The following is a 15,725-nucleotide window of genomic DNA, read 5'->3' as shown; positions in this document are numbered from 1 at the left end:
TAAAGTAAAAAATAGTTTATAAAAACTTCTTTTTTACACCATATAGAACGGTATCAAAAAACTTTAATACTACTTTTTTTTTTAACACAAATACCAACTTCTCTTTAACTTTTAATTAAGAATCCCTTTTTATAGATTATGTAACTTTGAGTACAATTCAAATTAAATTAAAATGACCATAAAAAAAATATTTTCGCAACTTGTTTTAGCTGCTTTTATTTTCGGATTTTCTTTAAATACTAACGCACAAATCTGGAAAAAGAAGAAAAAGAAAGAAGTAAAAAAAGTAGTTTCTAAACCAAAAGCTAAAAAAGGAGATATTCTGCCTTATAGCAAAGTAGTAACCAAAGACCACAAAACTGATGATGGTTTATTTAAAGTACATAAAAAAGATGATACGTATCTTTTTGAAATACCAGATTCTCTTTTAAACAGAGAAATGTTAATGGTAACAAGAATTGCTAAAACTGCAACCGGAATTGGTTTTGGTGGTGGAAAAACAAACACACAAGTATTACGTTGGGTAAAAAAACGCAAACAAATTTTATTACGAGTTGTTTCTCACTCTGTTGTTGCTGATTCAATTCTGCCAATTCATGAAGCTGTTGTTAATTCTAATTTAGAGCCTATTTTATACTCTTTTCCAATAAAAGCATTAAGTAAAGATTCTACGGCTACAGTAATTGATGTTACCTCACTTTTTTCTACAGATATAAAGCCATTAGGCTTCCCTTCTTCTTACAGAAGAAAATATAAAGCTTCTAGAATGGATAAATCACGTTCATTTATAGAGAGAATTAGTAGTTATCCTCAAAATATTGAAACACGTCATGTAAAAACATATTTGGCAGGTAAAGCACCTTCTAATAGCGAAATAGGTTCTATTACAGTAGAAATGAGTAATTCTATGATTTTATTACCAAAAGTATCTATGAAACGTCGTTATTTTGATGAAAGAGTTGGGTGGTTTTCTAGAGGACAAACTGATTATGGGTTAAATGCTCAAAAAAGTAAAACTGTAAAATATTTAGACAGATATCGTTTAGAAGTAAAAGAAGAAGATATTGAAAAATTTAAAAATGGTGAACTAGTAGAACCTAAAAAACAAATTGTTTATTATATAGACAGGGCTACACCAGAAGAATGGGTACCTTATCTTATGCAAGGTGTAAACGATTGGCAAGTAGCTTTTGAAGCTGCTGGTTTTAAAAATGCAATTATTGCTAAAAGAGCTCCAACTAAAGAAGAAGACCCAGAATATAGTCCAGAAGATGTTCGTTATTCTGTAATAAGATATTTAGCATCTCCTATTCCAAATGCAAATGGTCCGCATGTTAGTGATCCAAGATCTGGAGAAATTTTAGAGTCTGATATTAACTGGTATCATAATGTAATGTCTTTATTACATAATTGGTATTTTATACAAACCTCGGCAATCAATCCTGAAGCAAGAGCAAATAACTTTAAGACAGAAACCATGGGAAAATTAATCCAATTTGTTTCTTCACATGAGTTAGGTCATACGCTAGGATTACCACACAACATGGGAAGCTCATCAGCATACCCTGTAGATTCTTTACGCTCTGCAAGTTTCACAAAAAAACATGGTACAGCTCCTTCAATTATGGATTATGCACGTTTTAATTATGTTGCACAGCCAGAAGATGTTGGTGTTACATTAATGCCAAATATTGGAGTTTATGACAAATATGCAATTAATTGGGGATACAGACCAATTTTAGACAAAAGCGCTGAGGAGGAAAAACCAATTTTAGACTCTTGGATACTAAAACATGCAGGAGATCCAATGTATCGATTTGGACACCAACAAGCAGGTAATGTAGTAGATCCAAGTTCTCAAACTGAAGATTTAGGAGACAATGCTATGAAAGCATCTACGTATGGAATTAAAAATTTGAAAAGAATTTTACCTAGATTAGAAAAATGGACTTCTGAAAAAGGTGAGAATTATGAAAATTTATCTACCATGTACAATCAAGTTTTAGGGCAATTTAATAGATACATGGGACATGTAACTGCTAATATTGGTGGTGTTTATGAAGAATTTAAAACTACCGATCAAGAAGGGGCTGTTTATACTCATATAGATAAAGCTACCCAAAAAGAAGCTTTAAAATTTCTTATTGATGAATTATTTAAAACTCCAAATTGGTTATTAGATAAAAATATTTTTTCAAAAACTGAATTTTCGGGTTCTATAGAAAGACTACGTCGTATACAAGACATTACTTTAAGTAAAGTTTTAAAAGCTGGAAGAATGGCAAGAATGATTGAAAACGAAACCCTAAATGGCGCAAAAAACTCGTATACTTTAGTAAACATGATGAGCGATTTAAGAAAAGGTATTTGGAGTGAAATTTACAACGGAAGATCTATTGACACCTATCGTAGAAATTTACAAAGAGTACATTTAGATAATTTAGACTTTTTATTAAATAAAGAAATAAATAAAAAAGGAAAAAATGATGGGTACTATAAAACTAGTAGTATTAACATCAATCAATCTGATGTTAAATCTGTTATTAGAGGAGAATTAAAACGTCTTCAAAAAGATGTAAAAGCTGCTTCTAATAAAGGAAACACATTAACTCGTTATCATTTAAAAGATGTTCTAGATAGAATTAAAACTATTTTAGACCCTAAATAATAAAGTATAAATTTTAGAAGCCTCATCTTAATTGATGAGGTTTTTTTATATTTATAACATGTATCAATTAAAAGAAATAAAGAAAGAGCAACCTTCAAATATTAAGTGTAAATATTTTTCATCAAAAGAAAAACTAAAAGATAATATTGATGTTTTAATGGTTTCTTTTTATGGAGAATATCCAGATGGTTCTTTAGGTAAAAAACACGCAACTTATATTTCAGATAAAGTATTTTCTGGTTTCATTAATTTTGACCCTGAAGCAATAATTTTAGATTTTAGAGAATTAAAGTACTCTTGGGGCAACTCATTGCTAGCTGTTTTTCAAAATATTGCTCAATTTAAAGATGCAGAAAATGAAGAAGGTGAACCTAATTTTCCTGTGATAATTCTTACATCAGAAAAATCTAAAAATGGTTTATTATCATTATTAACACCTGCAACAAGTAATGAGATACCTGACTATTTTTTTGAAGATGAACAAAAAGCTATAAAAAGTGCAGAAGAAAGAGGTGTTTATTGGCTAAATAATTAACAAACTATTATTGATTCCTAAAATCTATTCAAGTTTGTTTTTATTTAATAGTCTAAAAAGTAGCCTATATTTGCACAACTTTATTTTGTATGAATCAAACACTATTATCATCGCCATTACAAGGTTTTACAGATTTTAGATTTAGAAATGCTTTTCATCAATATTTTGGTGGTATTGATACTTTTTATGCGCCATATATTAGGTTGAATAAAAAATTAATCATTAAAAACTCTTATCAAAGAGATTTACTTCCAGAAAATAATTCGACTTTAGAAGTAATTCCTCAAATTATTTCTAATGATGCAGATGAATTTTTATTCGTTTCAAAATACGTGCAAGAATTAGGCTACAAAGAATTGAACTGGAATTTAGGTTGCCCTTACCCAATGGTTACCAAACAAGGAATGGGTTCTGGATTAATTAGCAATGCTGAAAAAATAAATAACATTTTACATAAAGTACATAATGAGTCTGACATTATTGTTTCTATGAAAATGAGAATGGGATATGAGAACCCTGAAGAGATTTTGGAAGTTTTACCCATTTTAGATAGGTATCCTTTAAAAAACATTGCCATTCACGCAAGAATTGGAAAGCAACTTTACAAAGGTGGAACAGATTTAGATGCTTTTCAAAAATGTTTAGATAACACCAAACACAAAATGTACTATAATGGTGATATTACTTCTGTAGCTGCATTTAAAAAACTACAAGAACGTTTTCCGGCTATAGATCATTGGATGATTGGTAGAGGTCTAATTGCCGATCCTTTTTTACCCAGCATGATTAAAAATAACACCACTGAATATCCAAAAAATAGAATTGAAATATTCAGCCAATTTCACAATCAAATTTTTGAACAATATGACGCGGCTCTTTCTGGACCAACTCCTATTAAAATGAAAATGTTAGGTTTTTGGGAATATTTTTCTAAAAGTTTTTCTAATCCAAAAAAAACTTATAAAAAAATTAAGAAAGCAAATAATGTAAAAGCGTATAAAGTAGCTGTAAATGAAATTTTAAAAACAGAAAAAGCTATTTCAATTTAAAATTCATTAAAACGGGTAAATGATCAGAAGCTGTACCAAATTCATTCAACACTTTTCCTGAAACATATTCAATAGAATTTTTGGTGTAAAAAATATAATCTATTCTTTCAAAAGGATCTTTTGTATCAAAAGTATTTGAAATATTAGCTGCATTAAAAGCTGCATTTCCAATAGTATTTATTGCAAACATTTTTTGAATGATTGCACTTTTATTTCTAGCTCTAGAATTAAAATCTCCCAACAAAATTGTTGGATAATCATCTTTATACTTATTAAATATCTGTAAAACCTCTTCAAATTGATGTACTCTTGTAGGTTTATCAAAAGCCTCTAAATGAACATTAATAACCACAATTTCTGTATCATTTAAAACAACCTTTACAACTTGCGCCAAACGTTCAATATAGAAGGCATCTCTATAAAAAGGTGCATCAGCAACTCTTTCTAAAACAATTCTTTGATGTTCTTTTAAAGGGTATTTACTGATTATGGATTGCCCTGAAATTACTTTACCAAAATGCATGCTAAATGGCCAATAAGGAAAAGGCACATAAGTTTCATCCCAATTAACAGCTTCTGCAACATAATTATAACCTAGTTTTGCAATTTCATTTTGCTGATTTACTTTATAGGAACGAGAAGCATTATAATCTATTTCTTGAAATGCAATAATATCTGGATTTGTTTTTTTAGTTTCAGTTAATACTTTCTGTAAATTTTTAGGTTTAGCTACTGGTAAATTATTGGTCATACCGCTTAAGTAACCAATATTGTAGGTTACAATACTAAAAACAGAATCATTATCTATCTTAGAAGGATAAGAATTTGTAACCAATTTTTCATATTCGGATTCTTCTAAATTAGGTGAAGATCCCCAAAAGAAGAAAATAACAAAGGCTATAATCAACAATAATAAAAAGCGAAATAACAATTTTAAGAATCGTTTCATGTAATTTCTTTTGGATTTTCATTAGAAAATTCTGAGACTACTTTTTGAATTGCAGCATCTATTTTTTCTTGACCTGTGTTATACTTTAAATTTAGTGATTTTTTTTCAGGAAATTGCTCGATAGTAACAGTAGTTGATGGAAACGCAAAATCAACACCTAATTCTTTCGCTAATTTTACAATTGCTATATGCAATCTGTGTTTAGAAGACTGTTCTACACCCCAGGCCAAACTTTTAAAATACACGTTTACCATAATTAACAAAGCAGAATCCCCAAAACCTGTAAACTCAACATTATAAGAATCTGATCTGGTTTCTGGATGTGCAATAATTATTTCTCTTACACCTTTAACAAATGCTTCAATTAATTGTGGTGGTGTATCATATCTTAAACCTAAATTGGTATTATATCGTCTAAATAATCTTAAACCTTTATTATTAATTACAATTTCAGACAATTTACTGTTTGGAATTTGATATACTGATGTATCTGCTGCACGTACTCTAGTAGATCTAAAACCAACTTGCTCAACAGTACCAACTACTTCCCCAGCTTCAATCCAATCATCAATATGAAAAGGTTTATCAAGAAAAATCATGATGGTTCCAATCAAGTTTCTAACAGTATCTTGAGACGCCAAAGCAAATGCCAAACCACCTATTGTAGCACCAGCAATTAAAGTAGTAGTATCTATACCAAATAGTCTTAACACGTTAAACAGCCCAACAACCAACACAATTCCTGTTAAAAAATTGTGTAAAATTGGCACTAATTGGTCATCTAATCTACTATGAGTTCTTTCAGTAAATTCTGCATAAATACGCATAACTACTTGCACTAGTTTTAAAAAAACATAAATCCAAAAAATAGTTGTTGCAATATTTATAATTTTAAAAACCCATGTATTAGTATCTAAACCAAATTGTAGAGAAGGAAAAATTTTATCTATAACTGCAAAAGAAGCCAATAACGCTAAAGGGTGTGCTAATTTTTTAATGACTTTATCCACTTCAAAATTTGTATTCTTAGTAAAATACAATTGTAATTTTTGCAAAAAATAAAACCCTATTTTTTTAATGATCAAGAATACTAGTAATGACAAAACCATTAAAATTATTAAACCTATAAATTGCCATAACTCTAGTCCTAAAAATTTTTGATGACCAGAAGAAGGTATTATTTTTTCTAATTTTTCTACATACCAAGGGTAAACGCCTTTATATAGTTTATCTATCTCAGCAACAGTTTCAGAAGAAAAATACCAGTTTCCATTTATCTTCTCAACAGAAACTTGCGGCATTCTTTGAGGAAACAAAACGTATTTATAAAAACTAGAATACCCTATTGTATCATTATAATTTGGGTTGTTTGGTATCTTGTTAAAATCAACAAATAATCCCTTACCATCTAAAACTTTTTTTATTTTAATTGCTTTTTCAATCGCTGCTGATTCCTCTAAACCTAAAATAGTTTTTGCAGCATTTTTAGGCTGATAAGAATCTTGTTGTAAAAAATACAAATGCGTATATATTGTTGCATGAGGGTTACTTAAATCAACCTTTGTAGCATCTTGAGCATTTGTGAAAATTGAAACAAATAAGAATAAAAAAATAATTTTTTTCATGTAGTTAAGTTGTTAAACTAGTGTTAAATAGAAAAGCAAATTTAAACCTTTTGGTTTTTCTATTGTCAAAGAGATGTAATTAAAAAATAACAAATTTAATATATCATGAAAAAAATAGTAAGCATTTTAGTTTTGGTTTTAGCATTTACATTTAGTGCACAAGCTCAAAAAGAAGACAGAAAGGAAAGAAAAGAAAGAGTTAAACTTTCTACCGAACAGCAAGTAGATTTGGCTATTAAAAAAATGACTTTAAGGTTAGACTTATCTGAACAACAACAAGAAGAAGTAAAACCCTTAATAAAGGCACAAATTGAGGAAAGAAAAGCAGCTAAAAAAGTTAGAAAAGAATTAAAAAAAGCTGACAAAAAACCGACTGCTGATGAGATTTATGCAATGAAAAATAAAAAGTTAGACAATCAAATTGCGTTAAAAAACAAAATGAAAAACATCTTAAATAAAGAGCAATTTGAAAAATTTGAAAAAATGAAAATAGGTAGAAAAATGAAAGGGAAAAAGATGTTAAAGAAAAAAAAGAGATTAAAAAAAGAGGAGGAAGAAAATTAGTTTGGTTGATTAGTTTTAGATAAAAACCCGGTTTCAAATAAGAAATCGGGTTTTTTGATTATTAAACAATTTAATAACTTATTCTTTAAACCAACTAGAGTATTTTACGTAATTATTTGCAATTCTATCGATTTCTCCAGAAATTAATTCTTGAGAAATATCTTTTACTTTTTTGGCAGGAACACCTGCATAAATACTTCCACTTTCTATAATGGTATTTTTGGTTACTACTGCTCCAGCAGCAATAATAGAATTAGATTCCACAATACAATCATCCATAATTATTGATCCCATACCTACTAAAACATTATCATGAATTGTACAACCATGCACAATTGCATTATGACCAATAGAAACGTTATTTCCAATATTTGTTGGCGATTTTTGATATGTTGCATGAATCACAGCACCATCTTGAATATTAACTTTATTACCAATTTTTATATAATGTACATCTCCTCTTATTACAGCATTATACCATATACTACATTCTTTACCTAAAGAAACTTCACCAAGAATAGTTGCATTTTCTGCCACAAAACAATCTTCAGGAATTTGTGGATATTTACCATTTACTGGTTTTATAATTTTCATGATATTAATGTTTTAAAAATTATTAAAATAGATGACCATGTTTAGTTTCTCACTAGTAATAAATTCAATTTACTAAAAACTAGATAATACCAATATTAGATTACGTTTGTTAGCCTACTATATTTACAATTTTACCTGGAACAATAATTATTTTTTTAGGCGTTCTACCTTGTAATTGTTCTTGGGTTTTTTCGTTTTCTAAAACTATCTTTTCAATTTCTTCTTTTGATAAATCAAGAGAAAGCTCTAGTGTAAAACGCATTTTACCATTAAATGAAATCGGATAATTTTTAGAACTCTCTATCAAATGTTTTTCATCAAAAATTGGAAAAGCAGCAGTTGATATACTTTCATTATTACCTATTTTACTCCACAATTCTTCTGTAATATGAGGTGCATAAGGCGATAATAAAATTAATAATGGTTCTAAAACTTCTTTCTTATTGCATTTTAAAGTTGTTAACTCGTTTACAGCAATCATAAACGTAGAAACAGATGTGTTAAAAGAGAAATTTTCTATATCTTCTTGTACTTTTTTAATGGTTTTATGTAAAACCTTTAATTCGTCTTTTGTTGCTTTTTCTTCAGAAACAATAACACCATCTTCAGAAACATATAATTTCCATAATTTTTTAAGGAAACTATAAACGCCAGAAATACCAGAGGTTTTCCAAGGTTTTGCTTGTTCTAAAGGACCTAAAAACATTTCGAACAAACGCAATGCATCTGCACCATATTCATCACAAATTGTATCAGGATTTACAACATTGTACTTAGATTTAGACATTTTTTCTACTTCACGAGAAACTTTAAAAGTGCCATCCTCTTCTGTGATGAATTTCGCATTTTTAAATTCTGGAAACCAATTACTAAATGCTACTGTATCCAACTCTTCTGAATTATTCACAAAAGATATATCTGCATGAATTTTATATACATCTATGTCAATTTTGACATAATCTTCTTGTATAGGAAAATACTTTTCTATTATCTCTTTTTTTATTTCTTGAGCTAGGTCTTTAGAATCACCTTTTAAAGTCTCGTATTTATTAGAAGAAATAAAAACTTTTTTCGTAATAACATTTATTCCACCATCATTGTTTCTATTTCTTAAATCCGCATAAATTTCAGGTTTAACTAGGTAAACAAAAGCACTCGTTCCCAAAATCATTCCTTGGTTAATCAGTTTTTTAGCAAACTCATCTACAGGTACGATGCCTTTATCGAACAAGAATTTTTGCCAAAAACGTGCGTATAATAAATGCCCTGTTGCGTGTTCAGAACCTCCAATATATAAATCTACATTTTGCCAATAATCAAGAGATTCTTTGCTTGCAAATTCGCCTTCGTTATTAGAATCCATATATCTGTTAAAATACCAAGAACTACCCGCCCAACCTGGCATTGTATTTAACTCTAACGGGTAAACAGTCTTATTTTTTAACTTATCATTAGAAACAACTTTCTTGGCACGAGAATCCCAAGCCCATTCTGTTGCGTTTCCTAAAGGTGGTTTTCCATCTTCAGTTGGCAAATATTTTTCAACTTCGGGCAATACAATTGGCAAGTGTTCTGCATCAATCATTTGCGGCATTCCGTCTTTATAATATACAGGAAAAGGTTCTCCCCAATAACGCTGTCTACTAAAAACAGCATCACGTAATCTGTAGTTTATTTTTCCGTAGCCAAAACCTCGTTTTTCCATTTCAAAAATGGCTAATTTTAAGGCTTTCTTATATTTTAATCCTGATAAAAAGTCTGAATTTGCAATCTTAGTCCCTTCTTTATCTGTATGCGCAGCTTCAGAAATATCTACACCTTCAAAAATATTAGGTATTGGAATATTAAAATGTTTTGCAAAATCATAATCACGTTGATCTCCACAAGGAACAGCCATTACTGCACCTGTACCATAACCAGCAAGCACGTAATCACCAATCCAAATCTGAATTTTTTCACCAGAAAAAGGATGAATTGCATACGCACCTGTAAAAGCACCAGAAATCGTTTTTACATCCGCCATTCTATCACGTTCAGAACGTTTTGCAGTTGCTTCTATATAAGCTTCAACTTCTGCTTTTTGGGCATCGGTTGTAATTTTAGAAACTAACTCATGTTCTGGAGCCAAAGTCATAAAACTTACCCCATAAATCGTATCTGGTCTTGTTGTAAAAACGTCTATTTTATATTGATTTTCATTTTTTTCAACTTCTTTTTTAGCAGTATCTTTTACTGATACTTTTGGAAATTGAATTGCAAAATTAATTTCAGAAACAACTTTTTCAACATTTTTTAAAACCTCTTCATTTGTAAAACGAATTACATTAAAACCTTCATTATAAAAATATGCTGTTCTTGCTGCTTCATCTTCTTTCGCAGCAAACTCAACAATTAAGTTTTTAGAAACACAAACATAATCTACTAAAAATGCACCAATAGTATACTTTCTTCTAAATTTTGATGCCCCTTTTTTATTCTTTAATTGGTTCCAAAGTGTAGTTTCTGCTTTTGTTGAGTTTTGTCTTAACTCTTTTAAAGCTTCTAATTCTTTGTATGATAATTTTATAGCTGAACTTTCCTTAATTGAACCATTATCAACTTTAAAAGTAACCATTGCTCCTTGACTTCTACCTATCCAATTTGTTTGAGAATCTTTTAAAGGTTGTGGCCAATCAATAGTTTCTAAGCCGTCTAATAAACGTTGTGCGTATGCCGAAATTCGCATAGACCATTGTGTCATTTTTTTACGAACAACAGGGTGTCCTCCTCTTTCTGAAACTCCGTTTACAATTTCGTCATTTGCTAAAACGGTTCCTAATGCCGGACACCAATTTACTTCTGTATCAGACAAAAAAGTTAATCTGTATTGTAATAAAATTTCTTCTTGTTCTGTCTTTGAAAATGCGTTCCATTCATCCGCAGAAAACGATTTTACATCTTCATCACAAACTGCATTAACATTTTGATTTCCTTCTTTCTTAAAAACTTTTTCTAAGGTAGAAATGTCTTCTGCCTTATCTGTATCCTTATTGTACCAAGAATTAAACAACTGAATAAAAATCCACTGAGTCCATTTATAATATTCTGGATTTGATGTTCTTACCTCTCTACTCCAATCAAAAGAAAAACCAATTTGATCTAATTGCCTTCTATAAGTTGTTATATTTTCTTCAGTAGTTTTTGCAGGATGCTGGCCCGTTTGGATGGCGTATTGTTCCGCTGGCAAACCAAAAGAATCATATCCTTGCGGATGCAAAACATTAAAACCTTTGTGGCGTTTATAGCGCGCATAAATATCTGATGCAATATATCCTAAAGGATGCCCAACATGTAAACCTGCTCCACTTGGATAAGGGAACATATCTAACACGTAATATTTTGGCTTTTCAGAATTATTTTCGGCTTTAAATGTTTGGTTTTCTGCCCAATATTTTTGCCAATTCTTTTCTATTTCTTGATGATTGTATTGCATTGATATTTCTTTTAAGAAGCTGCAAATTTACATTTATTCTAGGAAAGAATATATTGGAATTTAAACAAAAAAACAGATCCTAAAAAAGCTAATTAGAAACTTTAGCTATTTTGACTTTATTACAGACTTTTTTTGATACAATTATTACTTTTTAAAAAAATATAAAACAAAAAAGACCGTGATTTCTCACGGTCTTTATAATAACTTGTTTTAAGTATTTATTCTTTTATAATTTTTTGAGTCATAATACCGTTAGGTGTTTCAATTTTTAAAATGTAAACACCAATAACTAAATTGTCTACACTAATAGTATTTGTTTTAGAATGTCTTATTAAGCTACCATTTACATTAAATATCTTTAAATTATTTACAGTATCATTTGAACTTTCTACTGTAAGTGTTGTACGAACAGGGTTTGGATAAACACTAAATACACTATTAAAATCTGATACAGAGTTTGTAGCGCAACTATAATCAGTCATTAAATTTTGCCCACAAACAACAATACTATTACTTCTACTTTGTATATCTAAACCTCCATCAACTTCATCATTGGTTAATGTTCTTCGAACATCACCTTTTGCTAAAGAAAAGTGCATGGTTTTAGTATCATCTATCATATGTTTTATTTGTCTACCATGACCTAGTTCATGTAAAGCAACAGTTTCAAAATCATACTGAGAACCTGAAGCGTTACTAGTTGTATAATTCCAATTTACATTTGGGTTAAAAATTATATCAATTTCTGTAACAACTCTATCTCCTGTAGAAGAACATGAACCCCACCTACTATAACATACTCCTAATTGACTAGCCGACATGGTTGAATCAAACATTACAGTATTTACACCATTACGTGTAGTTTGCGTATCTGTTACTACGGTATTACCTATTTCCCAATTCATACTTGTATTACAAGACCAAGTTTCCATAGCTCTTTCAAATGCTTCTTTTGCTGCTGTGTTTGCTGCAAAATCGGTATTTAGACTAAAAGTATATCCACCATTAGAATTACTATCAATATGCTGTGTTTGTTTATAGCTAGAATTTAATTGCGCATAAGGTACCGTAACAGTATTTGAAGAATATATTTTATTACCACTGCTTGTAGTGGATAATGCAATTTTACCAGTACCAGCATAATAAGGAACATATACCTCTATTTTAGTATCAGACCAGCTTTTTATTTCTGAATTTGGTATGTTTTTATACTCATTTGGGTTACTATTGTTTCTAAACCATAAAGTTTGATTTGTTAAAGTAGTACCGAAATTTGTACCATTTATAGTTAACAACTCTTTTGTTCCTGCATTTATAATTGAAGGAGACATACCACTAATTGACATTGTATTTACAGTTTTACTCGAAACAGAAACACAAGGAGTGGTAGAACTTACCTCTTCATAAGTACTTCCAATACTATTTTCTAATTCTTGATAAAATTCATTTAAATTTTGAAAAGTAATAAATGGATTAGTTACAACTCCAGAATCACAATCATAAGTATATTTTGATATTGTTGAACTTACAGCCTCATATAAAGCTATATTTTTTAAAATTACATTTTTTACATTACTTTTATTTTGATTAGGATCTAAATAGTTAGGAATTCCATCTCCATCAGAATCATCATTTGTTGGATCTCCATCTTGATTTAGGTCTTCATCTTTTGTATCTATTCCATCTCCATCATCATCTGTATCTAAATAGTTTGGAATTTCATCTCCGTCTGTATCATCATTTGTTGGATTTCCATCTGAATCAACATCTTCATTTAAGGTACTAACTCCATCTCCATCATCATCTGTGTCTAAATAGTTAGGAATTCCATCAGCATCTGTATCATCGTTTGTTGGAGTTCCATCTGAATCAATATCCTCTTCTAAGGTACTAACTCCATCTCCATCATCATCAGAATCTAAATAGTTCGGAGTTCCATCTCCATCTGTATCATCATTTGTTAAGTCGTTATCAAAATTAATATCTTCATCAGTATCAGCTACTCCGTCTTGATCTTGATCTTCAACACCAACAACATCTTCTGTCAAATTTATTTCGGCTTGTGTTGTTAATAAACCATCAGAAATAGTATAAATTATTGGATTAATTGTAGTAGTTCCATCAACAAAAGTTGAGTTAATTTCTAAAGAACCGTCGGTATTTAACTTAAAACTTCCAAAAGAAGTTTCGGAAATTTCACCTGCCGAATATATAATTTGATCTATTTTGTATTCAGTAACTGTTAAAACAGAGCCTTCTACATCAGTATCATTTTTTAGAACACCATCTTCTTTTGCAATTGTTGTTACTTGATTACTGATAAAGGTATATTCATCTGACAATGCCACAGGTGCATCGTTAACCGGAAGTATTGTAATTTTTACCTCTGAAGAAACCTCTGAAACGCCATCTGAAACTAAATATGTGATTAAGACTTCTCCATTAAAATCTTGTTGAGGAAGAAAAGAAAAGCTTCCATCAGCATTAACGGTTATAGTTCCTCTTGATATTTCAACTTCTAAACCAACTTCATAATCTACAGCATCAACAGTGATGCCTGTTATCATTAAATCATCTTGATTAGCATCAGTATCATTAGCTAATAATCCGTTTGTTACATCAACATTTAAAACTTCATCTTCATTGCTTGAATAAGCATCTGCATTTGCTATTGGAGCTTCATTAGTTGTTGATACTGTAACTTGCACTTGAGCTGTTCCGCACAATCCGTCACCATCACAAACTTTATATGTAAAAACATCTATCCCTTCAATAAAACTTTCTTGTGGGGTATAGGTTATAGTTTGATCCGTATTAATAGTTACTACCCCTTGTTCTGGATCCATTTCTATTGAATCTATTGTTAATATATCACTATCAATATCCAAATCATTAGCTAAAACGTCTATATTAATTGAAGTTCCTGCTTCAATACTCACAAAATCATCTAAAGTTACGGGCGCATCATTAACTGGGCTTACAGTTATTGTTAATGTTGAGTTGATCATTAAATCTCCATCAGACATTAAATAAGTTACCTCCAAGTTTCCATTAAAATCTTGTTCAGGCTCAAAACTAAAGCTTCCATCAGAATTTACTTGAAGAGCTCCTTGCGATAATTCCGCCAAATTTCCAGCTTCAATATTTTCTCCACCATAATTAATTGAAATAATCATTAAAGGATCTCCTTCAATATCTGAATCATTTACTAACAATCCTTCATCTACTGATATTTCTAGTATTGTATCTTCAATTGTTGAATAACTATCTGCTATTGGTAAAGGTGCATCATTAACTGGAGTTACAGTAATTTCAATATTACTAACATTAGACGCTAAACCTTCTTCATCAGTTACGCTATAATTAATACTTGCATCTCCAGAATAATTATCTAAAGGCGTAAAAACTACATCTCCTGATGTAGTTAAAGTATAAGTACCAATATTAGGAATTACTAAAGGTGTATCTATACCTCCTGTGATACTGCTGTCCATTGAAAACAAAGTAATATTTATTGCGTCTAAAGTTTTATTATCTATATCATTACCCAAAATATTTGTAATTGTTAATTCAGCATCTTCTGGGGTAACATTCCCTAAATCATCATTTGTTATTGGTGAATCTTCTGCATCTAGATAATTAGGAATTCCATCTTCATCAGTATCATCATTTGTATAATCGCCATCATTATTAACATCTTCGTTTAGAGTTAAAATACCATCTCCATCATCATCATTATCTAAATAATTGGGTATAGTATCTCCATCTGTATCATCATTTGTTGGATCTTGATCTACTATTTGCACGTCTTCATCAATGGTATTTATACCATCTCCATCATCATCTAAATCTTCAGTGTTAGGGATACCATCTCCATCTATATCTGAATTTTCTTCTTCTAAAAATTCGATATCACTATTTTTCAGAAAAAAAGAAGCTACTTCTCCAGTATATAAGTCTAAACTTGGAGATACTTCTAGTACATCATCACCAATAATACCTCCTAGTTTTACAATTCTTATGTTTTCAGTATTAGAAGGCAGTCCTTTAAAATTTTTATACACTTCTAAATAATAGGTAGTATAAATTAAAGAGTCTTTACCATAAGAAACATCAACATCTATTATTTTACCTTCTACAATAGCTGAAGCTGATGTAATTTTATCTGTTAGCGGTAATTCTATAAATTGAGCGTTTACAGAACAAATTGTAAACAAGTAAATAAGAAAAAGTATTTTTTTCATAAGTGGGGATTTCTAATTAAAAAAT

Annotated in this window: 9 protein-coding genes; 4 read left to right on the top strand and 5 right to left on the bottom strand. The window is 30.0% G+C overall.

Annotated features, from left to right (window positions below; all coding sequences use genetic code 11):
* Window positions 1-172 precede the first annotated feature (172 nt).
* From Q0733_RS12070 to Q0733_RS12060, 3 genes are all read left to right on the top strand, one after another.
* Window positions 173-2,668 (top strand): zinc-dependent metalloprotease, encoded by a 2,496-nt coding sequence (locus Q0733_RS12070; RefSeq protein WP_298782504.1) that lies wholly within the window; start codon window positions 173-175, stop codon window positions 2,666-2,668.
* 34 nt (window positions 2,669-2,702) lie between these two features.
* The gene (locus tag Q0733_RS12065; protein WP_298782503.1) at window positions 2,703-3,203 is read left to right on the top strand and encodes a hypothetical protein; all 501 of its coding nucleotides are present in this window, start codon (window positions 2,703-2,705) and stop codon (window positions 3,201-3,203) included.
* Window positions 3,204-3,292: 89 nt separating this feature from the next.
* Complete coding sequence (locus tag Q0733_RS12060) at window positions 3,293-4,252, top strand: tRNA-dihydrouridine synthase family protein (protein ID WP_298782502.1); 960 nt, start codon at window positions 3,293-3,295, stop codon at window positions 4,250-4,252.
* Here the strand turns inward: Q0733_RS12060 and Q0733_RS12055 are convergent.
* The gene (locus tag Q0733_RS12055) at window positions 4,239-5,201 is read right to left on the bottom strand and encodes an endonuclease/exonuclease/phosphatase family protein (RefSeq protein ID WP_298782501.1); all 963 of its coding nucleotides are present in this window, start codon (window positions 5,199-5,201) and stop codon (window positions 4,239-4,241) included. The two genes, Q0733_RS12060 and Q0733_RS12055, sit on opposite strands and share 14 nt — an antisense overlap.
* On the bottom strand, window positions 5,198-6,826 hold the full coding sequence (locus Q0733_RS12050) for a mechanosensitive ion channel family protein (protein WP_298782500.1): 1,629 nt from the start codon (window positions 6,824-6,826) through the stop codon (window positions 5,198-5,200). Before Q0733_RS12050 ends, Q0733_RS12055 begins: the two co-directional genes overlap by 4 nt.
* A gap of 105 nt (window positions 6,827-6,931) precedes the next feature.
* Here Q0733_RS12050 and Q0733_RS12045 point away from each other — a divergent pair, with 105 nt between their 5' ends.
* Window positions 6,932-7,390: a hypothetical protein gene (locus Q0733_RS12045; protein ID WP_298782499.1), complete on the top strand. Its 459-nt coding sequence runs from the start codon at window positions 6,932-6,934 to the stop codon at window positions 7,388-7,390.
* Between the two features lie 78 nt (window positions 7,391-7,468).
* Here Q0733_RS12045 and Q0733_RS12040 read toward each other — a convergent pair whose 3' ends face one another.
* From Q0733_RS12040 to Q0733_RS12030, 3 genes are all read right to left on the bottom strand, one after another.
* The gene (locus Q0733_RS12040) at window positions 7,469-7,984 is read right to left on the bottom strand and encodes a gamma carbonic anhydrase family protein (RefSeq protein WP_298782498.1); all 516 of its coding nucleotides are present in this window, start codon (window positions 7,982-7,984) and stop codon (window positions 7,469-7,471) included.
* A gap of 109 nt (window positions 7,985-8,093) precedes the next feature.
* Complete coding sequence (locus tag Q0733_RS12035; RefSeq protein WP_298782497.1) at window positions 8,094-11,456, bottom strand: class I tRNA ligase family protein; 3,363 nt, start codon at window positions 11,454-11,456, stop codon at window positions 8,094-8,096.
* 218 nt (window positions 11,457-11,674) lie between these two features.
* Window positions 11,675-15,700 (bottom strand): Ig-like domain-containing protein, encoded by a 4,026-nt coding sequence (locus tag Q0733_RS12030; RefSeq protein WP_298782496.1) that lies wholly within the window; start codon window positions 15,698-15,700, stop codon window positions 11,675-11,677.
* Between the last annotated feature and the right edge of the window lie 25 nt (window positions 15,701-15,725).

It is taken from the genome of uncultured Polaribacter sp. (assembly GCF_947500975.1).
In the GTDB taxonomy this organism is placed as follows: domain Bacteria; phylum Bacteroidota; class Bacteroidia; order Flavobacteriales; family Flavobacteriaceae; genus Polaribacter.
The sequence above is the reverse complement of the archived record's forward strand: the minus strand, read 5'-3'. Positions and strand labels throughout refer to the sequence as shown.